General features: G+C 73.2%; 21 protein-coding genes. 5 read left to right on the top strand and 16 right to left on the bottom strand.

Features of this window, described 5'->3' with window-relative positions; all coding sequences use genetic code 11:
• Positions 1 to 13 precede the first annotated feature (13 nt).
• Positions 14 to 1,102 (bottom strand): prephenate dehydrogenase, encoded by a 1,089-nt coding sequence (locus AB0D45_RS23955; RefSeq protein WP_361608027.1) that lies wholly within the window; start codon positions 1,100 to 1,102, stop codon positions 14 to 16.
• Between the two features lie 221 nt (positions 1,103 to 1,323).
• Here AB0D45_RS23955 and AB0D45_RS23950 point away from each other — a divergent pair, with 221 nt between their 5' ends.
• The 3 genes from AB0D45_RS23950 (at position 1,324) to AB0D45_RS23940 (ending at position 2,913) form a co-directional block, all read left to right on the top strand.
• Positions 1,324 to 1,659: a DUF952 domain-containing protein gene (locus tag AB0D45_RS23950; protein WP_361608030.1), complete on the top strand. Its 336-nt coding sequence runs from the start codon at positions 1,324 to 1,326 to the stop codon at positions 1,657 to 1,659.
• Between the two features lie 86 nt (positions 1,660 to 1,745).
• Complete coding sequence (locus tag AB0D45_RS23945; RefSeq protein WP_361608033.1) at positions 1,746 to 2,204, top strand: Rieske (2Fe-2S) protein; 459 nt, start codon at positions 1,746 to 1,748, stop codon at positions 2,202 to 2,204.
• Between the two features lie 28 nt (positions 2,205 to 2,232).
• Positions 2,233 to 2,913: a nucleotidyltransferase domain-containing protein gene (locus tag AB0D45_RS23940; RefSeq protein ID WP_362462377.1), complete on the top strand. Its 681-nt coding sequence runs from the start codon at positions 2,233 to 2,235 to the stop codon at positions 2,911 to 2,913.
• 1 nt (position 2,914) lies between these two features.
• On the opposite strand, the gene AB0D45_RS23935 is transcribed toward AB0D45_RS23940, so the two are convergent.
• The 13 genes from AB0D45_RS23935 to AB0D45_RS23875 form a co-directional block, all read right to left on the bottom strand.
• Positions 2,915 to 3,931, bottom strand: a complete 1,017-nt coding sequence (locus tag AB0D45_RS23935) for an ADP-ribosylglycohydrolase family protein (RefSeq protein WP_362462375.1) — start codon at positions 3,929 to 3,931, stop codon at positions 2,915 to 2,917.
• Complete coding sequence (locus AB0D45_RS23930) at positions 3,928 to 4,695, bottom strand: NUDIX domain-containing protein (protein ID WP_362462372.1); 768 nt, start codon at positions 4,693 to 4,695, stop codon at positions 3,928 to 3,930. The genes AB0D45_RS23935 and AB0D45_RS23930 overlap by 4 nt, the downstream gene beginning before the upstream one ends.
• Complete coding sequence (locus tag AB0D45_RS23925) at positions 4,692 to 5,780, bottom strand: AAA family ATPase (RefSeq protein WP_362462369.1); 1,089 nt, start codon at positions 5,778 to 5,780, stop codon at positions 4,692 to 4,694. The genes AB0D45_RS23930 and AB0D45_RS23925 overlap by 4 nt, the downstream gene beginning before the upstream one ends.
• Positions 5,777 to 6,385, bottom strand: coding sequence for a nicotinamide riboside transporter PnuC (pnuC, locus tag AB0D45_RS23920; RefSeq protein WP_362462366.1), 609 nt, complete (start codon positions 6,383 to 6,385; stop codon positions 5,777 to 5,779). The genes AB0D45_RS23925 and pnuC overlap by 4 nt, the downstream gene beginning before the upstream one ends.
• Before the next feature lie 141 nt (positions 6,386 to 6,526).
• The gene (locus tag AB0D45_RS23915; protein ID WP_362462363.1) at positions 6,527 to 7,786 is read right to left on the bottom strand and encodes a pseudouridine synthase; all 1,260 of its coding nucleotides are present in this window, start codon (positions 7,784 to 7,786) and stop codon (positions 6,527 to 6,529) included.
• On the bottom strand, positions 7,786 to 8,406 hold the full coding sequence (scpB, locus tag AB0D45_RS23910) for an SMC-Scp complex subunit ScpB (protein ID WP_362462360.1): 621 nt from the start codon (positions 8,404 to 8,406) through the stop codon (positions 7,786 to 7,788). Before scpB ends, AB0D45_RS23915 begins: the two co-directional genes overlap by 1 nt.
• Positions 8,403 to 9,620, bottom strand: coding sequence for a segregation/condensation protein A (locus AB0D45_RS23905; RefSeq protein ID WP_362462357.1), 1,218 nt, complete (start codon positions 9,618 to 9,620; stop codon positions 8,403 to 8,405). The genes scpB and AB0D45_RS23905 overlap by 4 nt, the downstream gene beginning before the upstream one ends.
• Positions 9,621 to 10,200: 580 nt before the next feature.
• A complete protein-coding gene (locus AB0D45_RS23900) occupies positions 10,201 to 10,704 on the bottom strand; it encodes a hypothetical protein (RefSeq protein ID WP_361611134.1) in 504 nt (167 codons plus the stop codon).
• Positions 10,689 to 11,849: a ParA family protein gene (locus tag AB0D45_RS23895; protein ID WP_125604141.1), complete on the bottom strand. Its 1,161-nt coding sequence runs from the start codon at positions 11,847 to 11,849 to the stop codon at positions 10,689 to 10,691. Before AB0D45_RS23895 ends, AB0D45_RS23900 begins: the two co-directional genes overlap by 16 nt.
• Positions 11,850 to 12,175: 326 nt before the next feature.
• On the bottom strand, positions 12,176 to 13,291 hold the full coding sequence (gene ald / locus AB0D45_RS23890) for an alanine dehydrogenase (RefSeq protein ID WP_361611136.1): 1,116 nt from the start codon (positions 13,289 to 13,291) through the stop codon (positions 12,176 to 12,178).
• 152 nt (positions 13,292 to 13,443) lie between these two features.
• Positions 13,444 to 15,414, bottom strand: coding sequence for a tetratricopeptide repeat protein (locus AB0D45_RS23885; RefSeq protein ID WP_362462352.1), 1,971 nt, complete (start codon positions 15,412 to 15,414; stop codon positions 13,444 to 13,446).
• Between the two features lie 199 nt (positions 15,415 to 15,613).
• Complete coding sequence (locus AB0D45_RS23880; RefSeq protein ID WP_361605874.1) at positions 15,614 to 16,252, bottom strand: NUDIX hydrolase; 639 nt, start codon at positions 16,250 to 16,252, stop codon at positions 15,614 to 15,616.
• A 72-nt stretch (positions 16,253 to 16,324) separates the two neighbouring features.
• A complete protein-coding gene (locus AB0D45_RS23875; protein WP_362462349.1) occupies positions 16,325 to 17,971 on the bottom strand; it encodes a CTP synthase in 1,647 nt (548 codons plus the stop codon).
• A gap of 424 nt (positions 17,972 to 18,395) precedes the next feature.
• Here AB0D45_RS23875 and AB0D45_RS23870 point away from each other — a divergent pair, with 424 nt between their 5' ends.
• Positions 18,396 to 20,225, top strand: a complete 1,830-nt coding sequence (locus tag AB0D45_RS23870) for a glycoside hydrolase family 15 protein (RefSeq protein WP_361605868.1) — start codon at positions 18,396 to 18,398, stop codon at positions 20,223 to 20,225.
• Between the two features lie 69 nt (positions 20,226 to 20,294).
• Positions 20,295 to 21,677, top strand: a complete 1,383-nt coding sequence (locus AB0D45_RS23865; RefSeq protein ID WP_362462346.1) for an FAD-binding oxidoreductase — start codon at positions 20,295 to 20,297, stop codon at positions 21,675 to 21,677.
• 22 nt (positions 21,678 to 21,699) lie between these two features.
• On the opposite strand, the gene AB0D45_RS23860 is transcribed toward AB0D45_RS23865, so the two are convergent.
• Positions 21,700 to 23,334, bottom strand: a complete 1,635-nt coding sequence (locus AB0D45_RS23860) for an NAD(P)/FAD-dependent oxidoreductase (protein ID WP_362462343.1) — start codon at positions 23,332 to 23,334, stop codon at positions 21,700 to 21,702.
• Between the two features lie 12 nt (positions 23,335 to 23,346).
• Complete coding sequence (locus AB0D45_RS23855) at positions 23,347 to 24,912, bottom strand: APC family permease (RefSeq protein ID WP_362462340.1); 1,566 nt, start codon at positions 24,910 to 24,912, stop codon at positions 23,347 to 23,349.
• Positions 24,913 to 24,996 lie beyond the last annotated feature (84 nt).

Genomic DNA, 24,996 nt, shown 5'->3' with positions numbered 1-24,996 from the left:
GGTCGGTCGCCGGTCACTGCTGCCTGAGCGCCCAGCCCCGCTCGCGCAGCTCGGCGGTCAGGGCGGGGACGGCCCTCGGCTCGACCATGAGCTGCACCAGGCCCGCCTGCTGGCCCGTCGCGTGCTCGATCCGTACGTCCTCGATGTTGACCCCGGCCCGGCCGGCGTCGGCGAAGATCCGCGCCAGCTCGCCCGGCTTGTCGCTGATGAACACCCCGACCGTCTCGTACGCCATGGGCGCCGCGCCGTGCTTGCCGGGGACGCGGACCCGGCCCGCGTTGCCGCGCTTGAGGACGTCCTCGATGCCCGCCGCACCGCCCCTGCGCTTGGCCTCGTCGGCGGACTGGAGGCCGCGCAGCGCCTCCACGGTCTCCTCCAGGTCGGCTGCGATGCCGGCGAGGACGTCGGCCACCGGCCCGGGGTTGGCCGACAGGATCTCCACCCACATCCGCGGGTCGGAGGCCGCGATCCGGGTCACGTCCCGGATGCCCTGACCGCACAGCCGGACGGCCGTCTCGTCCGCGTCCTCCAGGCGGGCCGCGACCATGCTGGACACCAGCTGCGGGGTGTGCGAGACCAGCGCCACCGCCCGGTCGTGCGCGTCGGCGTCCATCACCACCGGGACGGCCCGGCACAGGGCGACGAGCTCGAGGGCGAGGTTGAGCACCTCGTGGTCGGTCTCCCGGGTCGGGGTCAGCACCCAGGGCCGGCCCTCGAACAGGTCGGCCGTCGCCGCCAGCGGCCCCGAGCGCTCCTTGCCGGCCATGGGGTGGGTGCCGATGTAGGCGGAGGTGTCGGCGCCCAGCGCGGCCAGCTCCCGCCGCGGGCCGCCCTTGACGCTGGCCACGTCCACGTAGGCCCGGGCCAGCCCGCGTCCGATGGCGTCGGCCAGCGCGGCGGCCACGTGGGCGGGGGGTACGGCGACGACCGCGAGGTCGACCTGGCCCTCGGGGGCCTCGTCGGTGCCGGCGCCCAGGGCGGCGGCGGTGCGGGCCTGCGCCGGGTCGTGGTCGACGAGGTGCACGTGGACCCCCCGGGCGGTCAGGGCGAGCGCCGCGGAGGTGCCGATCAGTCCGGTTCCGATGACGACGGCGGTTCTCACGGGGCGCTCCAAGGGGATCACGTAACGGCTGGGCCTGACTCAGGGTAGCCAGCCGTACGCCCTGAGGCCCCGGCGGTCCGCCCTGTGGACGGGCTCCGGTCCCCCGGAGCGGGCCCGCGGGGCCGGGAGCCGGGAGCCGGTGAGGACGATGTCGCCCGGACCGCCCCCGTGCCGCCAGTCGGCGGGCGGCCGTGCGGCGCGGGTGCGGTAGAACCGGCGGCATGATCTTCCACATCGTCGCGCTCGCCGACTGGAGTGCCGCTCCCGGATCCCCGTACGCTCCCGGCTCGCTCGCGGCCGAGGGCTTCGTGCACTGCTCGGCGGACCGGCCCACCGTGCTCGCCATCGCGCAGGCCCGCTACCGGGAGACGCCCGGCACCCTGCTCGCCGTGGAGCTCGACGAGTCCGCCCTGGCGGCGGAGGTCCGCCGGACGGGTCCCGGCGACCCGTACCCGCACGTCCACGGGCCGTTGAACCGGGACGCCGTGGTGCGCGTGTGGGAGGTCGTACGCAGCCCCGGCGGCCCGGCGGACCTGGTCCCCTGGCAGCCGGTGTGAGACGAGACGGTGTGGCGGGTTCTCCTGGGGCCCGCCGCACGCCAGGATGCACCTCGCCATCCCGGCCACCCAGCAAGGAGCCCCGCATGACCGATTCGCACACCGCCCGGCGCACGGTACTCGCCGCCGGAGCCGCGGCCCTGGCGGGCGGCACCCTCGCCGCCTGCGGGTCCGACACGGACGCACCCTCCACCGGGTCCGGCAACGCGTCCGCCCCGTCCCCGCAGACGGGGGGTTCCTCGCCGGGCACGGCGGCCCAGCCGCTGCTGAAGTCCTCGGAGGTGCCGGTCGGCGGCGGCACGGTCCTCAAGGACCAGAAGCTGGTGGTCACCCAGCCGACGGCCGGCTCCTTCCGCTGCTTCACGGCGGTGTGCACGCACCAGGGCTGCCTGGTGAACAAGGTCGCGGACGGCACCATCGACTGCCCCTGCCACGGCAGCAGGTTCAAGGCCACGGACGGGGCGGTGACCCACGGGCCGGCGACCAAGCCGCTCGAGGAGAAGAAGATCACCGTGTCGCCGGAGGGGGAAATCTCGCTCGCCTAGCCGGCGCCCCGCCGCCTACCCTCCCGGGATGGACGACCTGACCCTGGTACGGGACCACACGATCTACGCCTGTGTGATGGGCTCCCGCGCCTTCGGGCTGGCCACGGGGGCGAGCGACACCGACCGGCGCGGTGTCTTCCTCGCCCCCACGCCGCTCTTCTGGCGGTTCGAGAAGCCGCCGACCCATGTCGAGGGGCCCCGGGAGGAGGAGTTCTCCTGGGAGCTGGAGCGCTTCTGCGAGCTGGCCCTGCGGGCCAACCCGAACATCCTGGAGTGCCTGCACTCGCCGCTGGTGGAGCGGATCACGCCGGTCGGCGAGGAACTCCTGTCGCTGCGCGGGGCCTTCCTCTCCCGCCGCGCCCACACCACCTTCAGCCGCTACGCGGTCTCCCAGCACCGCAAACTCGTCGCGGACGTCCGCCTGCACGGCGCCCCGCGCTGGAAGCACGCCATGCACCTGCTGCGCCTGCTCGCCTCCTGCCGCGACCTGCTGCGCACGGGCCGCCTCACGATCGACGCGGGCCCCGACCGCGAGCGGCTCCTCGCGGTCAGGCGCGGCGAGCTCTCCTGGGAGGAGGTCGACGCGTGGATGACCCGCCTCACGGCGGAGGCCGACGCTGCCCTCTCCTCCACCCCCCTGCCCGCCGAACCGGACCGCGCCCGCGTCACGGACTTCCTCCACCGCACCCGCCGCGCCTCGGCGACCTAGGTCACGCGTCCCAGAGGGCGCCGAAGGCCAGGAGTTCCTCGCGGTACTCGATGCGGCCCTCCCAGTCGCCGGGCCAGACGTCCGCCCCGAGGTGGGCGCCCGCGAAGGCCCCGGCCAGGCAGGCGAGGGAGTCGGAGTCGCCGGCCGTGCAGGCCGCGCGGCGCAGGGCCAGGAGGGGTTCGTCCGGGAAGAGCAGGAAGCACTGGAGGGCCGTGGCCAGGGCCTCCTCCGCGATCCAGCCCTCGCCGGTGGTCAGGCAGGGGTCGGTCTCCGGCGAGGGGTCGCGCAGGGCGGCCGCGAGGCGGTCCAGGACGGCCAGGCACTCGTCCCAGCCCCGGGCGATGAAGGACTCCGGCGAGGCGTCGGAGGCGGTGCGCATCCACAGGTCGCCGAGCCAGCGCTCGTGGTAGCGGGTGCGGTTCTCCAGGGCGTACGAGCGCAGCCGCCCGACCAGGCCGGTGACCTCGGTGCCCTGCGCGAGGAGGTGCACGGCGCGCGCGGTCAGGTCGGAGGCGGCCAGGGCGGTGGGGTGGCCGTGGGTGAGGGCCGACTGGAGCTGGGCGGCGCCCGCGCGCTCCTCGTCGCTCCAGCCGGGGACCAGGCCCACCGGCACCACCCGCATGTTGGCGCCGCAGCCCTTGGAGCCGGTCTGGCTGGCGTCCCGCCAGTCCCGCCGCGGGTCGTCGAGCAGGTTGCAGGCCACCAGGCAGGTGCGGCCGGGGGCGCGGTTGTTCTCCGGGGAGTGGTACCAGTCGACGAACTCCTCGCGGACCGGCCGGGTCAGCCGCAGCGGCCCGACCGGGCCCCGCTCGGCGGCGGTCCGTATGCCGCGCGCCAGCGCCAGGGTCATCTGGGTGTCGTCGGTGACGATCGCGGGGCGGGGCAGCGGCATCTGACGCCACGGGCCCGTCTTGGCGAGGATCGACGGGACGTCGTTGAACTCCGTCGGGAAGCCGAGGGCGTCGCCGAGGGCCAGGCCGATGAGGGCGCCCGTCGCGGCGCGCTTGGTCGCGGTCACAGGAGGGGTCCTTCCGAGGGGCGGAGCAGGGGCGGGTGGAGGGTGGTCGCCGGGCCGGCCCGGTAGAGCGCGGCGGGTTTGCCGCGGCCGCCGGTCAGCCGTGCGGCTCCGGGCACGGCTTGGACGAAGCCGGGCGTGGCGAGCACCTTGCGGCGGAAGTTGGGGCGGTCCAGGGTGGTGCCCCAGACCGTCTCGTAGACGGTCTGGAGCTCGCCGAGGGTGAACTCGGGCGGGCAGAAGGCGGTGGCCAGGCAGGTGTACTCCAGCTTCGAGCCCACCCGCTGCCGGGCGTCCGCCAGGATCAGCCCGTGGTCGAAGGCGAGCTCCGCGGCCTCCCCGACCGGCACCCACCGGGCCCCGTCGGCGTCCCCGCCGCCCGCCTCGGCCGGATCCGGCATGTCGGGGACCAGGGCGGTGAAGGCCACCGACACCACCCGCATCCGGGGGTCCCGGTCCGGTTCGCTGTAGGTGCGCAGCTGCTCCAGGTGCAGGGCGGCGACCAGTTCGGGCGGCAGGCCGGTCTCCTCGGCCAGCTCGCGGCGGGCGGCCGTCTCGGCGGACTCCCGGGGCAGGACGAAGCCGCCGGGGAGCGCCCACGCGCCGGCGTACGGTTCCTGGCCGCGCCGGATCAGCAGGACGTGCAGGGCGCCTGCGCGCACGGTGAGGACGGCGAGGTCGACGGTCACCGCGAAGGGGGCGAAGGCGTACGGGTCGTAGGGCGCGGCTCCGCCACCGGCGTCCGGGCCGCCCGGCCGCGCCCTCACCGCCGCTCCGGGAGGGGCGCGGCGAAGTGCCAGCCCTCGGCCAGCAGGCCGTCGACGGCCGCGACGGCCGTCTCCAGCCGGGCCCGCCGGTCCCCGCTCACGAGCAGGAAGCGCCTGCCGGTGCGGGCGAGCTCCCGGTGGAAGCGGGCGGTCATCCACGGTCGGAGCTCCGGCCCGTCGCGCAGCCCGTCGTCCTCGAAGGGCACCCCCTCGTGGTCCGTCAGCAGGTACAGGTCCCGGGGGCGGCGGGCGGCGATCCGTTCGACCTGCGGGTTGCGGCCGCCCAGGTAGCGCTCGTGCCAGATGCCGGTGGCGAAGGAGTCGGTGTCGCAGAAGAGCACCGGCGAGCCGAGCCGGGCGGCCCGTTCCTCCGCCTCGTCCTGGCGGCGGGCGATCACGGGGAACTCCGGCGAGGTGAAGGACACGTCCTCCCACGAGGCCGCCGGGTCGGCCGCGCGGGCCGCCGCGAGCTTCTCCTCGCTGTACCGGCGCCCGTACTCGGCGACCCAGCCCGTCTTGGCCCATACGCCGCCGCGCCGCCGGTAGTGCGCGGCCAGCTCCCGCGACAGGGTGGTGGTGCCGGTGGACTCGGCGCCCAGGACGACGATCCGCCGGGTCAGGGCGGCCCGTACGCCGGGCCCGAGGAACTCCCAGTGGGCGGCGGGGTCTTCGCGCACGGCGGTCCCCGACACCGGGAAGAGGGTGCGCGCCGGGTCGACGCACACCTCCTCGGCGCCGAACCGGCGGGCGAGTTCGCTCCCGTACTCCTCCGAGGTGAAGACGGCGTCCACGCGCCGGCCCACCGCGCTGCGGAAGATCGTCATGTGTGCCTCCCAGATGCCCGGGTCGTGCAGGTCGACGGGGACGTCGTCGACCGCGCCGACCACCTGAGCGCCGGGGTGCTCCTCGCGCATCCAGGCGACCCGGTCGGCGAGCGGCACCGACTCGACGGAGGCGGCGCAGACCAGCACGGTCAGCCGCTCGCACTGGTCCTGGGCGGTGCGCACCAGGTGGTGGTGGCCGGCGTGCGGCGGGTAGAACTTGCCCAGCACCAGCCCGTGGCCGTAGCGCTTGCCGCCGCTCACGCCGTCGCCTCCAGGGCCGTACGGGCGCCGCGTGCCGGGAGCGTACGGTGCCAGCCGGCGAGCCCGGCCACGCACAGGGCGAGGAAGCCCGCGTAGAGCACCGAGGTCAGGTAGAGCCCCTTGTAGGCGTAGAGCGGGATGTAGACGAGGTCGGCGGCGATCCACAGCCACCAGGACTCCAGGAGCTTGCGGCACTGCCCGTAGGTGGCCATCAGGGAGAGCCCGGTGGTGAGCGCGTCCCAGAACGGGACGGTGGAATCGCTGACCCGGCCGAGCAGCAGGGGGAGGGCGGCGGTCCCCACCGCCCCCGCCACCAGCAGCCAGGCCCATTCGGCGCGGGTGGTGCGGCGCACCGGCAGGGCTTCGGAGGTTCCTGGTCCACCCCCGTGGGTCCAGGACCACCAGCCATAGGCGGCGAGGGCGATGAAGACGATCTGGAGCCCGGCGTCGGCGTAGAGGCCCGCCTGGGCGAACAGCACGATGAAGAAGAGGTTGTTGGCGATCCCCACCGGCCAGTTGGCGATGTGCTGCCGCGCCACCAGCCAGACGCAGACGGCGCCCGTGGCGAAGCCGAGGATCTCGGTCCAGCTCGTGTTCCAGCCCATGAAGGCCCCCCGCTCCCTTTAATAGTCATCCTGACTATAAACAGGGATGACGGCGTCGGGCAAGGGAGTGGGAGCGGCCGGGAACGCGGAAGCCCGCAGTGCCGGGGGCACTGCGGGCTTCCGGGTGAGGGACGGGAGCGGCTAGAGGCCGACCTCGCGCATGAGCATGCCGACCTCGGTGTTGGTCAGGCGGCGCAGCCAGCCGGACTTCTGGTCGCCCAGCTCGATCGGGCCGAAGGAGGTCCGTACGAGCTTCTCGACCGGGAAACCGGCCTCGGCCAGCATGCGGCGGACGATGTGCTTGCGGCCCTCGTGCAGGGTCACCTCGACCATGTAGTTCTTGCCGACCTGGTCGAGGACGCGGAAGTTGTCGGCGCGGGCCCAGCCGTCCTCCAGCTCGATGCCCTCCTTGAGCCGCTTGCCGATGTCACGCGGCAGCGAGCCGGTGATCGCGGCGACGTAGGTCTTCTTCACGCCGTACTTGGGGTGCGTGAGGCGGTGGGCCAGCTCACCGTGGTTGGTGAGGAGGATGATGCCCTCGGTCTCGGTGTCGAGCCGGCCGACGTGGAAGAGGCGGGTCTCCCGGTTGGTGACGTAGTCGCCGAGGCACTGGCGGCCGTCCGGGTCCTCCATGGTGGAGACGACGCCGGCGGGCTTGTTCAGGGCGAAGAACAGGAACGACTGGGTGGCGACCGTCAGGCCGTCCACCTTGATCTCGTCCTTCGGCTGGACGCGCTTGCCCTGCTCCAGCACGATCTCGCCGTTGACCTCGACGCGGGCCTGCTCGATGAGCTCCTCGCAGGCGCGGCGCGAACCCATGCCCGCCCGGGCCAGCACCTTCTGCAGGCGCTCCCCCTCCTCCTCGGCGCCCGGGAAGGTCTTCGGGGTCTTGATCACGGGCTTGTCGGCGTACCGGTCGCGCACGCGCTCCTCGATCCGCGCGTCCAGCTCGCGGGGGCGCGACTGGCCGCTGCGGCTGCCCGGGCCGCGGCGCGGGCCGCCGGCCCCGCCGATACCGGGGGTGCGGGAGGTCTTGGGGCCGCCCTTGGCCCCGCCGCGGGCCGCCGCGCCGCGGGCGCCGCGGGTGCGCTCGCCCTCGGGGCCCACGTCGTAGCGGCGCTCCTCGGGGCGGGGGTTGCGGGGCCGCTGGGGCGCCTGGTCGCGGTCCCGGTCGCGGCCGCGCGCGTCGGAGCCGCCGCCCTGGTACCCGCCGGAGGAGCTGCCGCCGCGGGAGCCGCCGCCGGAGGAGCCGCCACCGCGGTGGCCACCGCCTCCGCCGGAGGAGCTGCCGCCGCGGTAGCCACCGCCGCCGGAGCTGCCGCCGCGGGAGCCACCGCGTCCGCCGCCACCGCCGCCGCTGTTCCTGTTGCCGCCACCGTTGCCGTTGCCGCTGCTTCGCATCAAAGTTCCGTCGTCTTGTCGTCGTCTACGTCAGTGTCCGGTGCGTCCGGATCGAACGACGGCACACCTTCTTGCGTCTCGGCTTCGATCGCGTCCGCCTCGGGGAGGAAGGGCGCGAGCTCCGGGAGCTCGTCCAGGCCGCGCAGGCCCATCCGCTCCAGAAAGTAGTTCGTCGTCCTGTACAGGATCGCACCTGTTTCGGGTTCCGTCCCCGCCTCGGCCACCAGACCCCGCTGGAGCAGGGTCCGCATGACCCCGTCACAGTTGACTCCGCGGACCGCCGAGACCCGCGAACGGCTCACCGGCTGGCGGTACGCGACCACCGCCAGCGTCTCCAGGGCCGCCTGGGTGAGCCGGGCCTGCTGCCCGTCCAGGACGAAGGCCTCCACGGCGGCCGCGTACTCGGGCCGGGTGTAGAACCGCCAGCCCCCGGCGACCAGCCGCAGCTCGAAGCCGCGGCGCTGCGCGGTGTACTCGTCGGCGAGGGCGGCGAGGGCGCCGGCGACCTCGCGCGGGGTGCGCGCGAGCACCTTGGCGAGGTGCTCGACGGTCGCGGGCTCGTCCACCACCATCAGGACGGCTTCCAGCGCCCCCTTCAGCTCCAGCTCCGCCGGACTCATCCCGCCACCTCCACGACGTGGTCGAACTCATCGGTCACCCTCGGCATCCCGTCGCCGTCCCCGCCGCACCAGCGCACGGTGAGGGTGAGCAGGGCGCCCTCCTGGTCGAGGGTGACGGCCTTCTCCCGGTACAGCTCCAGCAGCGCCAGGAAGCGGGCGACGACGGTGAGGGTGTCCGCGGCGTCCTCGGTCAGCTCCTGGAACGTCGCCTCACCGCGCGTCTTCAGCAGCCGTACGACGTGCCCGGCCTGCTCCCGCACGCTGACGAGGGGGGCGTGGATGTGGTCGACGTACACCTGCGGCGCGGCCTTGGGCTGCATGGCGCGCACGGCGCGGCGGGCGAAGCCGTCGGCGCCGATGCTGATGACGACGTCGGGCAGCAGGTCGGCGTGGTGCGGCTCCAGCCCGACGGTGCGCGGGAAGCGCCGCCCCTCGGCTTCGGCGCGGTCCTGGAAGATCGCGGCGATCTGCTTGTACGCCTTGTACTGGAGCAGCCGGGCGAAGAGCAGGTCGCGGGCCTCCAGCAGGGCCAGGTCGGCCTCGTCCTCGACCTCGGCGGCGGGCAGCAGCCGGGCGGTCTTCAGGTCGAGCAGGGTCGCGGCGACGACGAGGAACTCGGTGGTCTGGTCGAGGTCCCAGTCGGGGCCCATGGCGCGGATGTGCGCCATGAACTCGTCGGTGACCTTGGACAGGGCGACCTCGGTGACGTCGAGCTTGTGCCGGGAGATCAGCTGGAGCAGCAGGTCGAAGGGGCCCTCGAAGTTGTCGAGCCGCAGCGTAAACCGCCCGTCACCCGCACCGGGACCCGCCGCCGCACCGACCTCCGCCGAAGCCGGCGGGAGGCCTGCCGGCCCGTGGTCGGCCACGGGGGCCGGTACGGGGCCTGCCCCACCGGCTGCCGGGGCCGGTGCGGGGCCTGCGGGCCCGACTGCGGGGGCCGGCGCGGGTTCCGCGGGCCCGTCGGCCGTGAGGGCCAGTACGGGGCCTGCCCCACCGGCTGCCGGGGCCGGTGCGGGTGCTGCGGGCCCGGCGGCCGTGGGGGCCGGTGCGGGCGCAGGGTCGGTTTCAGGGTCCGTGGAAGGGGTGCGGGGCTCCGGCCCGCCCGTCGGCGGCGTGCGGCCCGCAGGAGGGGCTCCAGCGGGCTCCTGGGCCGCCCCTGGGCCCCGGCCGAGGCTCCGCCGGGCGGGGCGGGCGGTGTCTTCGTACGGGGGCATCGCGGTCCAGGGTGGTACGGGAGTCGGCCGGGCGGCCACCAGCAGCCTAGGGCCTGCCCGGCCGGCCGCCGGGACGCCGCTGCGCGGTGCCGGTCCCCTACCCGCCCTTCCCCCGTTCCCTGGGGCTCCGCCCCAGACCCCGCGCCTCAAACGCCGGCGGGGCTGGATTCGGCTCCGCCGCCCCCGCGCCTCAAACGCCGGCGGGGCTGGATTCGGCTCCGCCCCGCCCCCGCGCCTCAAACGCCGACGGGGCTGGATGCGCCGAGCCCGGCCCGGACCTGCCGGCGGCGCCTGGAGTGCGCGCAGCGCACTTCCAGCCCCGCCGGCGCTTGAGGCGCGGGCGCGGTAGCGCCGTGCAGTGACCCGCGCCGTCCCCCAAGCCCCGCCGGCGCTTGAGGCGAGAACGGGTGAAGGGCGGGGAGGGGCCAGGCCCGCGCAGCGGAGAACCACCCGCACCCGGACTGCCGGCCCGGCCACCCGAACCGGCCCTGCCCCGCGTCCGACCGCCGGAGCAGCGGCGCGAAGCCGGGGAGGCCGCCCGCGGCCGAGTCGCGCGAGCGGCGCGTCAAAAAAGGGGGGCTCAGCGGCCGCGGAGACGGCGGACCAGGATGCTGGCGTCGCCGCGGGACTCCAGGTCCGCGAGGACCACCGCCACCGCCTCGCGCACGATGCGGCCGCGGTCCACCGCGAGGCCGTGCTCACCGCGGAGCACCAGCCGGGCGTGCTCCAGGTCCATGAGCTCCTCCGCGGAGACGTAGACCGTGATCTTCTCGTCGTGCCGCTCCCGCCCGCTCGGCCGCCGGTTCGCACCCCGGCCCTGGGCCTTGCCGCCCGCCCGGGGCGCCGCGCCGGCAGAACCTTCCTGCGGCCTGCGCTGCGTGCCCACCGCCGGCTCGGCGGCCGCCCGGCCGCGGGCGTCCCCCGTGGTCCGCGTCGTGCCGTCCGCCGGTGCGGCCGCGTGCTCCGTGCCCCCGGCCGCCGGCGCCTCCTCGGCGCCCCGCCGCGGCGAGGACGACTGGAGGGCCGTCCCCCCGGTCGTACGGAACAGTTCGTCGGCTCCGGGCAGACTCACTCGGCGGGACACCGGGCGAGCACCTCCCTGGCCAGCTGGCGGTAGGCGGCGGCGCCGACGGAGTTGGACGCGTACGTGGTGATCGGCTCGCCGGCGACCGTGGTCTCCGGGAAGCGCACCGTCCGGCCGATGACCGTGTGGTAGACGTGGTCGTCGAAGGCCTCGACCACCCGCGCCAGCACCTCGCGGCTGTGCACCGTACGGGAGTCGTACATGGTGGCCAGGATGCCGTCGAGCTCCAGCTCCGGGTTGAGCCGCTCCTGCACCTTCTCGATGGTCTCGGTCAGCAGCGCCACACCGCGCAGCGCGAAGAACTCGCACTCCAGCGGGACGATGACCTTGTGAGCCGCCGTCAGGGCGTTCACGGTCAGCAGGCCGAGCGAGGGCTGACAGTCGATCACGATGTAGTCGTAGTCGGCCATCAGGGGCTTCAGCGCCCGCTGGAGCGTCGACTCGCGCGCGACCTCGCTGACCAGCTGCACCTCGGCGGCGGACAGGTCGATGTTGCTCGGCAGCAGGTCCATGTTGGGGACCGCGGTCTTGAGCAGCACCTCGTCGGCCGACATGCCCCGCTCCATGAGCAGGTTGTAGACCGTCAGGTCGAGTTCCATCGGGTTCACGCCGAGGCCCACGGACAGCGCGCCCTGCGGGTCGAAGTCGACGAGCAGCACGCGGCGCCCGTACTCGGCGAGCGCGGCACCCAGGTTGATGGTCGACGTGGTCTTGCCGACGCCGCCCTTCTGGTTGCACATCGCGATGATCTTCGCCGGACCGTGGTCGGTCAGCGGACCCGGGATCGGGAAGTACGGCAGCGGACGTCCGGTCGGGCCGATCCGCTCGCGGCGCTGGCGGGCAGCGTCGGGGGCGAGGGTGGCCGCGTACTCGGGGTCGGGCTCGTACTCCGCGTCGGGGTCGTAGAAGTGCCCCTCGGGCACCTGGTCGTAGTCGGCGAAACCAATGGGCGTATCGCCACCGTGGTCGCCGGCCGTGGAGTTCACGTCTAGGCCGTCCATGCTCTTTTGAGGCGTCGTCATGTGCTGGTGGTTTGCGAAGGTGCGGACCGCGACGGAGCCGACAGCTTCGAGCCCGGCAGGACCCTGTCCCCGCTCAGGCGTCCCTGCTCGACCACCTCCAGGAGCAAATGTCGACTCATTCACAAGTCGTCTTACCTCCTCGGACGTGACCAGGACACTTATCGATAGGTCAGCGTTGCACCATGCCGACGGTTGGCGACTCTATGGCGTGTCACCGCCCAGCGGCAACACAATCCACCGGACCCGGCACGATGTGTCGGCAACCGAACACCACTCTGTCAAGGGCGTGCGCGCTGTCACTGCGAAGTTTCGCAGGTGTGCGAAAGGGTTAAAGGGTTACGTTCGAGGCGAGTTGAGGGGGCTCCGCGGGCGGCCCGCGAACGCGTCCGGCCGGACCTTGCGGGCAAGGTCCGGCCGGATACGTGAGATTGACGTCAGTCGTTGACGGTTCAGCCGATGAGCGTGCTGATCTCGACGGACTCGAGGCCGTGGGCCTCGGCGACGGGGCCGTAAACGACCTTGCCGTCATGGGTGTTGAGGCCCAGGGCGAGGGCGGCGTCGCGACGCAGCGCCTCGGCCCAGCCGAGGTTCGCGAGCTGCACGATGTAGGGCAGGGTCGCGTTCGTCAGGGCGTAGGTGGAGGTGTTCGGCACCGCACCCGGCATGTTGGCGACGCAGTAGAAGACCGAGTTGTGGACCTGGAAGGTCGGCTCGGCGTGGGTGGTCGGACGGGAGTCCTCGAAGCAGCCGCCCTGGTCGATCGCAATGTCGACAAGGACACTTCCGGGCTTCATCTTGGCGACGAGCTCGTTGGTGACCAGCTTCGGGGCCTTCGCACCCGGGATCAGCACCGCACCGATGACGAGGTCGGCCTCGACGACGGCCTTCTCCAGCTCGTAGGCGTTGGAGACGATCGTCTTGATCTTCGTGCCGAAGATCTTGTCGGCCTCGCGGAGCTTGTTGATGTCGCGGTCGAGCAGGGTCACATGGAAGCCCATGCCGATGGCGATCTGCGCGGCGTTCCAGCCGGAGACGCCGCCGCCGATGACCACGCACTCGCCGGCGTGGGTGCCGGGGACGCCGCCGGGCAGGACGCCGCGGCCGCCGGCCGAGCGCATCAGGTGGTAGGCGCCGACCTGCGGGGCCAGGCGGCCCGCGACCTCGGACATCGGGGCGAGCAGCGGCAGCGCGCGGTTGGCGAGCTCGACCGTCTCGTACGCGATGGCGGTGGTGCCGGAGGCGAGGAGCGCGTCCGTGCACTCGCGGGAGGCCGCGAGGTGCAGGTAGGTGAAGAGGGTCTGGTCCTTGCGGAGGCGGTGGTACTCCTCCGCGATGGGCTCCTTGACCTTCAGCAGCAGGTCCGCGGTCGCCCAGACCTCGTCGGCGGTACCGAGGATCTCGGCGCCGGCGGCGACGTACTCGGCGTCCGTGATCGAGGAGCCGACACCGGCGTTCTGCTCGACGAAGACCTGGTGGCCGTTGCGGACCAGCTCATGCACGCCGGCGGGCGTGATGGCGACCCGGAACTCGTTGTTCTTGACCTCGCGGGGGATGCCGACCTTCATCGTCGATCACGGTCCTTGGCTCAGGGGATATTACGGGGCACTTCCATACATACCCGCCCACAAGAACGCGCAACGGGATGCACCACGGAATGACGTGGTGAAGCCAGTCTAATGAAGGATGAAGCTCTGTCTAGCCTTGCAAACCAATAATTTCAGTCGGACACACTACGGATTTCGCAGGCTGCGGGGTCGTCTCCCAGCAATCTGTCGGCCGCCGACCGGTGCAGCCTGGCCGCCGCCGGGTCGCCGAGACGGTCCAGCGTGTCGGCCAACCGCACCTGCAGCGCGGCCTGAAGTCGCTGGTCCCCGGCCCGCCGCGCCAGCTCGATGGCCTCGCGGCAGGTGTGCAGGGATTCCTCGGGCCGGCCGGCGTACTCCTGCACCCGTGCCATCTCGCTCAACGCCTTTGCCTGCCCCGGGACATCGGCGAGCCGGCGGTAGCCGGCGGCGGCCGCGCGCCAGCTGCGCAGGGCCTCCCCGTACCGGCCCGCGTAGGTGTGCACGTTGCCGAGCCGGCCGTAGAGCCTGGCCTCGTCCTCCCGCTCCCCCCGGGCCAGTGCGTGGGCCAGGGCGCGGCCGAACCAGTCGGAGGCCCGCGGCCAGTCCGCCAGCTCCTGGTACGCACCCCCTACGGATTCCATCGCGCGGCCCGTCGCGTAGGGGTCGTTCGCGGCCTTTCCCGCGACCAGCGCGGCCCGGTAGCGGCCCAGCGCCTCCCGGGTCCGGCCGGTCGCGGCGTCCAGATCGGCCAGGTTCAGCAGGGCCGCGGCCCGCTCCCGGTGCAGGCCGCGGCGCTCGGCGACGTCCAGGACGAGGCGGTGCAGCCCGTACAGCTCGGGCGCGGCGGCCTCGGTGCCGCGGTGCGCGGCCAGCGCCCGGACCAGGGCGGACACCAGGCGGCGGGCCAGGGTGTCCAGCCCGCCGTCGGCCACGGCCAGCTGCGCGGCGGCGGTCAGCGCGGGCAGCCGGGTGTCCAGCCAGGTGGCGGCGGCGCGCCGGTCGGGGAAGCGCAGGGCGCGGGGCATCGCGTCCAGGTGCTCGCGCAGCTCGTCGTCGTCCTCGCCGGGGTCGGCCGCGGCCCGGCAGGAGGTCAGCAGCCGGACGGTCCGCTCCAGCGTCCGGGCGCGCGCCAGCTGCACCTCCGGGGCCCGCTCCTTGGTTTCGAGCAGGGCCTGGAGGAAGGGCGCGAGGCAGCCGGGGAGCAGGAACATCCCGTCCGGGGCGTGCCGTACGAGGCCCAGCGCGCCGAAGTCCTCCAGCGTGGACTGCGCCGCGGCCACCGAGCAGCCGGCGAGGGCGGAGACGGTGTGCGAGTCGAGGATCCCGGCCGGGGCGAGCGGCAGCAGGTGCAGGGTGCGGCGGGCCGGCTGGGGCAGGGACTCGTAGACGAGCCGGAAGGCGCGGCCCAGCGGGCCGGTGGTGGTGGGGGGCATCTCGTGGAGCTGCTTGGCCAGGTCGGCGACGGCGGCCTTGGGGTGGGCGGCGAGCCAGCCGCCGGCCAGGGCGAGGGCGGCGGGAAGCCCGCCGCACTCCTCGGCGAGGGACTCGGCGGCCCGGGGGTCGACGGTGACGCGGGTGTCGCCGATGAGCCGGGAGAGCAGGCCGACGGCGGAGGGGGGCTCCAGGCCGCCGAGGGTGCAGGGGCGGACGTCCGGGATCCCGGTGAGCGGGCCTTCGGCGGTGACCACGACCAGGCATTCGGGGGTGTCGGGGAGCAGGGCGTCGACCTGGTGCGGGTCGGCGGCGTCGTCGACGAGCAGGATCGCGCGCCGACCGGACAGCGCCTCCCGCAGGGCCGCGCTCAGGTCGTCCTCGCCGGCCCCGGGCGGGGTGGGTTCCCCGAGCCCTTCGAGCAGGGTCCGCACGGCGCGCTCGGTGGCGACCGGCTCCCCGCCGGGCTGGGTCAGCCGCACCCGGAGCAGGCCGTCGGGATACTGGTCGGCGACCTCGCGCACGAACGCCTCCGCGAGCGCGGTCCGCCCGGAGCCGGGCCGCCCGGCGACGAGCAGCACCCGCGCGCGGGGCGCCTTCGCCTTGCGGCCCGAGAGGGTGTCGAGCCCGGTCCGGGCGATGTCCTCGCGCAGCTCCTTGAGCTCACGCCGCCGCCCGACGAAATCCGCCACGATCCGCTCCTCTCCCTGCCTCCGGGGTGCTGAGCGTAGTTCACGCAGAGCGACGACCCGTGTGGAGCGCGGCCTACAGATCCCCCAATCGGATCAGCGGATGGGCCTATTTATCACCGCGGCTTCCTCACCGCGGCTTCCTCACCGCGGCTTCCTCAGCGCGCCGCTCGCTCCGCGCCCCCTCGCGCGCCCAGGGCGGTCAGGCCTCGTACGGGCGGGCCGGCCAGGGGGCCAGGGCCGGGCGCAGGGAGGCGAAGTCCGGGTCCGAGGCGAGGACCGTCGCCACGGCCAGGACGCCCGCCACCAGCGCCGCGTTCGAGAGGTCGCCCGCCAGGATGCCCCGTACCAGGTCGGGGACCGGCACCCACTCCACTTCCATGTCGGCCTCCTCGGAGGAGGTCTCCGTGTACCGCTCCCCCTCGGCCTCCGAGATGCCCCGCGCCAGGAACACCCGTACCGCCTCGTCGGAGCCGCCGGGCGAGGAGTAGAAGTCGGTCAGCACCCGCCAGTCGTCGGCCTTGACGTACGCCTCCTCGTACAGCTCCCGCTGCGCCGCGCCCAGCGGGTTCTCGCCGGGGACGTCCAGCAGCCCGGCCGGCAGCTCCCACAGCCGGTGCCGCACCGGGTGGCGGTACTGGCGGATCACCAGCACGCGCTCCTGCTCGTCCAGGGCCACCACGCACACCGACCCGGGGTGCACCTGGTAGTCGCGCCGGACGACCGACCCGTCCGGCATCCGCACCTGGTCGGAGGCCACGGCCGTCTTCGCCCCCTCGAACGGCCGCCGCCGCGCCAGCGTCTCCCAGGTCTCGGCCGTGTCCTTGATGACGTTGCCCATGCCCAATGCCCTCCACAACGTGCGACAGCCGGGTACGGATGATCCGTACCCGGCTGCCTACGTTACCGAGCGTCAGCCCTGCTGCTGGCGCTCCACCGCGGCCTTGACCAGGCCCGCGAAGAGCGGGTGCGGCCGGGTCGGGCGGGAGCGGAGCTCCGGGTGGGCCTGGGTGGCCACCAGGTAGGGGTGCACCTCGCGCGGGTACTCGACGTACTCGACGAGCTTGTTGTCCGGGGAGGTACCGGAGAAGACCAGGCCGGCCTTCTTCTCCAGCTCGCCGCGGTAGGCGTTGTTGACCTCGTAGCGGTGGCGGTGGCGCTCGTCGACGTACGCGTCGCCGTAGACCTCGCGCACGATGGACCCCTCGGCCAGCTTGGCCGTGTACATGCCCAGGCGCATGGTGCCGCCCAGGTCACCGGCGCCCTCGACGAAGGCCAGCTGCTCCTCCATGGTCGAGATGACCGGGTGCGGGGTGGAGGCGTCGAACTCGGTGGAGTTCGCGTCCTCGATGCCCGCGAGGTTGCGCGCGGCCTCGATGACCACGCACTGCAGGCCCAGGCACAGGCCGAGCAGCGGGATCTTCTTCTCGCGGGCGTAGGTGATCGCGCCGACCTTGCCGTTGACACCGCGGTCGCCGAAGCCGCCGGGCACGCAGATCGCGTCCACGTCGCCGAGCACCGCGGCGGCGCCCGCCGGGGTCTTGCAGTCGTCGGACGTGACCCACTTGATCTGGACGCGGGCCTTGTTGGCGAAGCCGCCGGCGCGCAGCGCCTCGGTCACCGACAGGTAGGCGTCCGGCAGGTCGATGTACTTGCCGACGAGCGCGACCTTGACCTCGTGGTCGGGGTTGTGGACGCGGTCCAGCAGGTCCTCCCACACCGTCCAGTCGACGTCGCGGAAGGGCAGGTCGAGCTTGCGGACGACGTACGCGTCCAGGCCCTCGGTGTGCAGCACCTTCGGGATGTCGTAGATCGACTTGGCGTCGATCGCCGCGACCACGGCCGCCTCGTCCACGTCGCACATCAGCGAGATCTTGCGCTTGATGGAGATGGGGACGTCGCGGTCGGCGCGCAGCACGATGGCGTCGGGCTGGATGCCGATGTTGCGCAGCGCGGCGACGGAGTGCTGGGTGGGCTTGGTCTTCAGCTCGCCGGAGGGGCCGATGTAGGGCAGCAGCGAGATGTGCACGACGAAGACGTTGTCGCGGCCGACCTCGTGGCGGACCTGGCGGACGGTCTCCAGGAACGGCAGCGACTCGATGTCGCCGACCGTGCCGCCGACCTCGGTGATGACGACGTCGACGTCCTCGGTCGCCATGCGGCGGATGCGGTGCTTGATCTCGTTGGTGATGTGCGGGATGACCTGCACGGTGTCACCGAGGTACTCGCCCCGGCGCTCCTTGGCGATGACCGTGTTGTAGACCTGGCCGGTGGTGACGTTGGCCGAGCCGTCGAGGTCGACGTCGAGGAAGCGCTCGTAGTGGCCGATGTCCAGGTCGGTCTCGGCGCCGTCGTTGGTGACGAACACCTCACCGTGCTGGAAGGGGTTCATCGTGCCGGGGTCGACGTTCAGGTAGGGGTCGAGCTTCTGCATCGTGACCCGCAGGCCGCGCGCCTTCAGCAGCGCACCCAGGCTGGAGGCCGTCAGGCCCTTGCCGAGGGACGAAGCGACACCTCCGGTGACGAAGATGTGCTTGGTCGTCATGGATTTGGGCGGCATCGCCAAGAGGGGGCTCCCGTGGTCGCGAGGTGAGGTGCGTCCGGCGACTTCTCCCGTTTCCGGGGGTGCCGAAGCTGCGGTTTCGGGGCCCCTGATTCGCACAGGCAGACCACCGGTCCACGGGGTACCAGCCTATCAGCGCCCGGGAGGGTCCGCCTCCGGGCGCGCTGCGCGCCGACGGCCCGGTACCGTCCTGCCAGGCGGTTCCGGCAGGTCACCCATTCGGCCGAGTGACATTGTCCCGATACTTAAGGAGATCACTAGGGTGCGCTCATAGCGTGCTCGGATACCGCTGCACATCACCGCCGAGCAGTCCGGCAGACGGCGTAACAACGCCAGTTCCGGCAATCTAGGACTCGACGCGGGGATCCCTGCGCACAGGAGACCGCGCGACAGCGCATTGCAAGCGCCCTACGGGGCGGACGTGGCCGTTCGACTGGAGAGCAACGTGTCCGGGCGCATCGAGGATTACGCACTGATCGGGGACATGCAGACCGCGGCGCTGGTCTGCCGGGACGGGGCGGTGGACTGGCTGTGCCTGCCACGTTTCGACTCCCATGCCGTCTTCGCGAGCCTTCTGGGCACCGATGAACACGGGTTCTGGCGCGTCGGCCCGGCGTTCGCGCCGGGTACGGAGCCGCCGCGGGCCGCCCGCCGGCGCTACCGGGGGGACTCCCTGGTGCTGGAGTCGGAGTGGGACACCCCGCGCGGGACCGTCCGCGTCATCGACTTCATGCCGCCCCGCGAGGACCACGCGCCGCAGCTGATCCGCATCGTGGAGGGCGTCAGCGGGCGCGTCCCGATGCGCTCGGCGCTGCGGATGCGCTTCAGCTACGGCCGGGTCGTGCCCTGGGTGCACAAGGTGGACGGGCGCACCGTGGCCGTCGCCGGCCCGGACTCGGTCTGGCTGGACACCGAGGTGCAGACGTACGGCAAGGACCTGACGACCTACTCCGACTTCACCGTCGGGCCGGGCGACCGGGTGGCCTTCGCCATCAGCTGGCAGCCGTCCCACAAGGGCGCCCCGGAGACCCCGGACGCCGAGGCGGCGCTGGAGGCGACCAGCGAGTTCTGGCGCGAGTGGGTGGACCTGTGTACGTACCACGGGCCCTACCGGGAGGCGGTGATCCGCTCGCTGATCACCCTCAAGGCGCTCACGTACGCCCCCACGGGCGGGATCGTCGCCGCGCCGACGACCTCCCTGCCGGAGGAGATCGGCGGGGTCCGCAACTGGGACTACCGCTACACCTGGCTGCGTGACGCCGCCATCACCCTGTCCTCGCTGCTGCGCACCGGCTACCGGGGCGAGGCCGCGGCCTGGCGGGACTGGCTGCTGCGCGCGGTGGCCGGCGACCCGGAGAACCTGCAGATCATGTACGGCATCGCCGGCGAGCGCGAGCTGGGCGAGACCGAGCTGGACTGGCTGCCCGGGTACGAGAACTCCAGCCCGGTGCGCGTCGGCAACGGCGCCGCGCACCAGCTCCAGCTCGACGTGTACGGCGAGGTCACCGAGGCCCTGCACCTCGGGCACATGACGGGCCTGGCCCGCAACGACTACGCCTCGGTGCTCCAGCTGAAGCTGATCCGCTACCTGGAGACCCACTGGAACGAGCCGGACGAGGGCATCTGGGAGGTGCGCGGCCCCCGCCGCCACTTCGTGCACTCCAAGGTGATGGCCTGGGTGGCCGTCGACCGCACGATCAAGCTGATCGAGAGCGGCGACGCGGACGGCCCACTGGACCGCTGGCGCGAGATGCGCGACCGGATCCACGCGGACGTCTGCGAGAAGGGCTACGACCCGGAGCGCAACACCTTCACCCAGTCCTACGGGTCGAAGGAGCTGGACGCCTCCCTGCTGCTCATCCCGCAGATGGGCTTCCTGCCGCCGGACGACAAGCGGGTCATCGGCACCATCGAGGCGATCCAGCGCGAGCTGTCGACCCCGGACGGGTTCATCCTGCGCTACCCGACGGCCGGCGAGGAGGCCGGTGTGGACGGGCTGGAGGGGGACGAGGGGGCCTTCCTCGCGTGCTCGTTCTGGATGGCCGACGACCTCGCGATGATCGGCCGGGTCGACGAGGCGCGCCGGCTGTTCGAGAAGCTGCTGGCCCTGCGCAACGACCTGGGGCTCCTGGCGGAGGAGTGGGACCCCAAGCTCCAGCGCCAGGTCGGCAACTTCCCGCAGGCCTTCAGCCACGTCCCGCTGATCGACACGGCGCTGCGGCTGACCGCGAGCGGGGCCTACGGCGGCTGACGCGCGGGCCCCGGGCCGCCCGCCTACGCTGTAGGGGTCCCCTGCCCCTCTCGGGAAGGGGGGGTCGCCATGGCGCCCCTCTCGAAGGCGGGCACGGCCCTTGCCGCGCTCCGCGAGGACCTGGCCGGCGACGTCTTCGCCCCGGACGACCCGGGGTACGACGAGGCCAGGACCGTGTTCAACGCCATGGTCGACCGCAGGCCGGCGGTGATCGCCCAGTGCGCGGGCGCGTCGGACGTGGTCACGGCGGTGCGCTTCGCCCGGGAGCTCGACCTGCCGGTCGCGGTGCGCGGGGGCGGGCACAGCGTCGCGGGGATGTCCCTGAACGACGGGGGCCTGGTCGTCGACCTGCGCCGGATGCACGGGGTGACCGTCCATCCGGCGGCGCGGGCCGCGCACATCGGCGGCGGCGCCACGATGAGCCACCTGGACCGGGCCTGCCAGCCGCACGCGCTGGCGACCACCGGGGGCCGGGCCTCCACCACCGGCGTCGGCGGCTTCGTCCTGGGCGGGGGGACGGGCTGGCTGGACCGGAAGTTCGGGCTGGCCGTGGACAACCTGCTGGGCGTGGACCTGGTCACCGCCGACGGCGAGCTGGTGCACGCCACGGCGGAGGACCACCCGGACCTGTTCTGGGGGCTGCACGGCGGCGGCGGGAACTTCGGCATCGCCACCTCGCTGACCCTGCGGCTGCACGACCTGCCCCACATGTCGATCGCGTTCCTGCTGTACCTGCCCGAGCGCGGGCCCGAGGCGGTGCGCGCCTACCGGGACGTCATCGAGTCCGGGCCGCCGGAGGCGAGCGGCGCCGCCCTCTACCTGACGGCGCCGCCCGAGGAGTTCGTACCGCCGCACCTGGTGGGCCTGCTGCTGGCGGGCGTGCTGCTGACGTACGCGGGCCCCGAGGAGGAGATGCGCAGGCTCGCGGAGCCGCTGCTGGCGGTCCCGCACGAGGTGGAGATCGTCACGGCCATCCCGTACGCCGACCTCCAGTGCATGATCGACGACCCGCCGGGGCTGCGGAACTATTGGTCGGCCGAGTACCTCACGGGGTTGCCCGACGCGTGCGTGGACGTGTTCTGCGCCCGCGCCGACTCGATGCCGGTGCCGACGGCCACCCAGCACCTGGTGTGGCCGCAGGGCGGGGCGATCGCCTCCGCCCCGGGCGACTACCCGGTCCCCTACCGCGACGCCCCCTGGGCGGTGCACCCGTTCGGGATGTGGGAGGACCCGGCCGACGACGACCGGGTCCGCCAGTGGGTCGGGGACGTCCGCGCCGACGTCCGGCCGTGGCGCACCGGCGCGGTGTACCTCAACTTCACCGGGGACGAGGGCGCGGACCGGGTCGTGGCCGGCCTGGGCGCCGACAACATGCGGCGCCTGGGCGAGCTGAAGCGGCGCTACGACCCGGACAACGTCTTCCGCTACAACCACAACATCAAGCCGCTGTAGGGGCGCGGGCCCGGTGCCGGTCTCAGGTGAGGGCGGCGATCACCTCCCGGGCGGCCCGTTCGCCCTCGGTGGCGCCGCCCTCCATGAAGCCCTGGAAGTCGTAGCTGCAGTGCTCGCCGCCGATGTGGACGTTGCCCTGGGCGGTGCCCTCGTACTGGGCGTAGCGGTGCAGGTAGCCGGTGGGCCAGTACGAGTACGCGCCCAGCGAGTAGGGGTTGCGGTGCCAGGCGGAGAGCTGGGCGCGGCCGGTCCAGACGGCCTTGGTGCCCGGGAAGAAGACGTCGATGCCGGTCAGCATCCGCTGGGCGAGGGCCCGTACGTAGGGGTCGGCCTCGGTGGCGAAGGGGGTCGCGGGGGTGAGCGAGCCGGCGAGGCTGCCGCCGCCGTACTGGAGGAGGATGCCGCCGTTGCCGGGCTGGACCTTGGTGGTGTCCCAGGTCTGCTGGACGTCGGAGTCGGTGAAGCAGTCTCCGGCCGAGACGCCGGGCCACGGGCCGGTGCCGCGCCAGGGCCGGGCGGTGAACTGCATGTTGAGCTTGGTGCAGTAGCCCATGCGGGCGTCGCGCAGCAGGTTGCGCATCAGCGGGTCGAAGCCGGCCTGCGAGGTGTCGAGGCGCTGGAGGACGGGCAGCGGCAGGCACAGGACGGTGTGGTCGGCGACGGTGGTGCGGGTGGCGCCGGAGTCGTCGAACGTGAGGGTCTGGGTGCCGTCGGCGTTGGCCCGTACGGCGAGCAGCTCGCGGCCCATCACGATCGTGCCGGCGGACAGGGCGGCGGCGATGGCGTTCGGGAGCCGGTCGTTGCCGCCGGTGATGTGGTAGCGCTCGTTGGACAGGCCCCAGACGTTGAAGTTGCCGGGGTTGGGCTGGTAGCCCATCAGCAGGACCAGTGCGAGGGCGGACTGGGCGGTGGTGTCGGCGCCGTACTCGACGTTGTAGGCGACGTCGATGAACCGGCCGAGCTGGGAGCCGTGGCCGCCGGGGATCCGGGTCTCGATCCACTCGTACAGGGTCATGTTGTCGAGGGCGGTGCCGGCGGGGGTGGAGCTGTTCCAGGTGACCTCCCCGGCTTCCTGGAGGTCGCGGTGCAGCGCCTGGTAGACGGCCTTGAAGTCCTCGTCGGCCTGGGTGCGGGAGTAGTACTCGCCGTTGAACCGGAGCACCTCCTCCGCGCCGTTGGGGCCGCCGCCGAGGAAGTCCTCGGTGGGCAGGTTGAAGCGGCGGCACAGCTCCAGGATCTTCTTGTGGCTGGTGTCGATCAGCTCGCCGCCGATCTCGGAGGTCTGGCCGTACGCCCAGTGGGCGCGCTGGGTCCACATGCGGCCGCCGACGCGGGCCGGGTTGGCCTCGTAGAGGGTGCAGGGGATGCCGGCGTCCTGGAGGGTGAGGGCGGCGGTGAGGCCGGATATGCCGGCGCCGACGACGGCGACGCGGGCGGGGGTGGCGCGCTTGGGGGCCGGGGCGCTCTGCGCGGCGTACGCGGTGGCGGCCGTCGCGGAGGAGGCGAGCGCGGTGCCGAGGCCGAGCGCGGCGGCGCGGCCGAGGAGTTCGCGGCGGGTGGAGCCGCGTACCTCGGCGGCGGGCATCCGCAGCCGCCGGGCGGCCGCGTGTTCGGCGGCGAGCTGTCGCAGGGAGTGCATCAGGGGCGTACGGGCCATGGGAGGGGCTCCTCAGACGGTGGCGGCGGCGGGGCCGGAGGGGGTGGCGGCGGGGTCGTCGGTGTCGTCGGCGTCGTCGGTGCGTTCGGCGGCGTCCTCCAGGACGATCCGGCCGATGACCTCGTAGCGTGCGGGGGCCTTCGCCTTCAGCCAGAACCCGAGGGCCAGGCCGCCGAGGAAGACCGCGCCGACGATCCACGGGATGAGCTTGAAGAACAGCGAGCCGGCGGCGGCCCCCGCGGCGGTCTCCATGTTGAGCACCAGCAGGACCACGACGGCGGTCATCCCGATCCCGCCGAGCAGCGGCGCCGTGAAGGTCCTGAACCAGTGCCGGTCCTCTGGGTGGTTGGCGCGGAAGTAGCCGATGACCGCGAAGGAGCACAGGGTCTGCACGATCAGGATCGCCATCGTGCCGAGGATCGCCAGGAGCGTGTACAGGTGCAGGTACGGGTCCTGGCCGGTGAGCCAGAAGCCGGCGACGAGGGCGGTGGCGATGGCGGTCTGCGCCACGGAGGCGACGTACGGGGAGCCGTGCCGGGGGTGGGTGCGCCCGAGTCCGGCGTGCAGGAAGCCCTCGCGGCCGATGGCGTACAGGTAGCGGGCGGCGCACTGGTGGAAGGCCATCCCGCAGGCGAAGGAGCCGGTGAGCAACAGCCACTGGAAGGCGTCGACGGCCCAGCCCCCGATGAACGTCCGGGTGGGGGCGAAGAACAGGTCCAGGGGGCTGGCGGAGGCGGACAGGGTGACGGAGTCGGCCAGGCCGTTGCCGGCGATGGTCATCCAGGAGACGTAGATGTAGAAGAGGCCCACTCCGACGACGGAGATGAGGGTGGCCTTGGGGATGACCCGCTTGGGGTCGCGGGACTCCTCGCCGTACATCGCGGTGGACTCGAAGCCGACCCAGGACCAGAAGGCGAAGAAGAGGCCGAGCCCGGCGGAGGTGCCGGTGAAGGCGTTCTTCGGGTTAACGGGCTCCACCGGGATGCCGTCAGGTCCGCCGCCCGCGACGAGCACGGCGGTGGCGACGGCGAAGAGGACGGCGATCTCCGCGACGAGCATCACGCCGAGGGCCTTGGCGGTGAGGTTGATGTCGAAGTGCGCGAGGACGGCGGTGACGGCGAGCATGGCGGCCGCGTAGAGGACCCAGGGCAGGTCGACGCCGAGCTGGTCGTGGACGGTCGTCTTCGCGAAGTAGGAGAACACGCCGACGATCGAGGCCTCGAAGACGATGTAGGCGAGGACGGCGAGCATCCCCGAGGCCATGCCGGCGATCCGGCCGAGGCCGTGCGAGATGAACCCGTAGAAGGCGCCGGCGGCGGTGATCCGCTTGGCCATGGCCACGTAGCCGACCGCGAAGACGGTGAGGACGAGGGTCGCGAAGAGGTACCCGGCGGGCGCGCCGGTGCCGTTGCCGAAGCCGACCGCGATGGGCAGGTTGCCGGTCATCGCGGTGATCGGCGCGGCGGTGGCGACCGCCATGAAGACGACGCCGACCAGGCCGACGGAGTTGGCCTTGAGGCGCTGGACCGGGGGCGCGGCCCCGGCGGCGGGTGGCGGCGTGGCGCTGGCTCTGCTCATGGAGTCCTCGTTCCTGCTTCGTGGTCTTGCCGAAGGCCGTCACTCTCCACCCGCGTGACGCACGCCACAATCGGCACGCGGTCC

The sequence above is a fragment of the Streptomyces sp. NPDC048352 genome, assembly GCF_040651895.1.
Classification (GTDB): domain Bacteria; phylum Actinomycetota; class Actinomycetes; order Streptomycetales; family Streptomycetaceae; genus Streptomyces.
Note: the sequence above shows the minus strand (reverse complement) of the source record. Positions and strands in the feature narration are given on the sequence as shown.

Bases quoted from the DNA above. Each gene is read 5' to 3' on its own strand.
- AB0D45_RS23945 (WP_361608033.1), top strand. From the start codon at position 1,746: ATGACCGATTCGCACACCGCCCGGCGCACGGTACTCGCCGCCGGAGCC.
- AB0D45_RS23855 (WP_362462340.1), bottom strand. From the start codon at position 24,912: ATGAGCAGAGCCAGCGCCACGCCGCCACCCGCCGCCGGGGCCGCGCCC.
- AB0D45_RS23915 (WP_362462363.1), bottom strand. From the start codon at position 7,786: ATGCGAAGCAGCGGCAACGGCAACGGTGGCGGCAACAGGAACAGCGGC.
- AB0D45_RS23905 (WP_362462357.1), bottom strand. From the start codon at position 9,620: ATGCCCCCGTACGAAGACACCGCCCGCCCCGCCCGGCGGAGCCTCGGC.
- AB0D45_RS23880 (WP_361605874.1), bottom strand. From the start codon at position 16,252: ATGGGCAACGTCATCAAGGACACGGCCGAGACCTGGGAGACGCTGGCG.
- AB0D45_RS23940 (WP_362462377.1), top strand. From the start codon at position 2,233: ATGGACGACCTGACCCTGGTACGGGACCACACGATCTACGCCTGTGTG.
- AB0D45_RS23865 (WP_362462346.1), top strand. From the start codon at position 20,295: ATGGCGCCCCTCTCGAAGGCGGGCACGGCCCTTGCCGCGCTCCGCGAG.
- AB0D45_RS23875 (WP_362462349.1), bottom strand. From the start codon at position 17,971: ATGCCGCCCAAATCCATGACGACCAAGCACATCTTCGTCACCGGAGGT.
- AB0D45_RS23860 (WP_362462343.1), bottom strand. From the start codon at position 23,334: ATGGCCCGTACGCCCCTGATGCACTCCCTGCGACAGCTCGCCGCCGAA.
- pnuC (WP_362462366.1), bottom strand. From the start codon at position 6,385: ATGGGCTGGAACACGAGCTGGACCGAGATCCTCGGCTTCGCCACGGGC.
- AB0D45_RS23950 (WP_361608030.1), top strand. From the start codon at position 1,324: ATGATCTTCCACATCGTCGCGCTCGCCGACTGGAGTGCCGCTCCCGGA.
- scpB (WP_362462360.1), bottom strand. From the start codon at position 8,406: ATGAGTCCGGCGGAGCTGGAGCTGAAGGGGGCGCTGGAAGCCGTCCTG.
- ald (WP_361611136.1), bottom strand. From the start codon at position 13,291: ATGAAGGTCGGCATCCCCCGCGAGGTCAAGAACAACGAGTTCCGGGTC.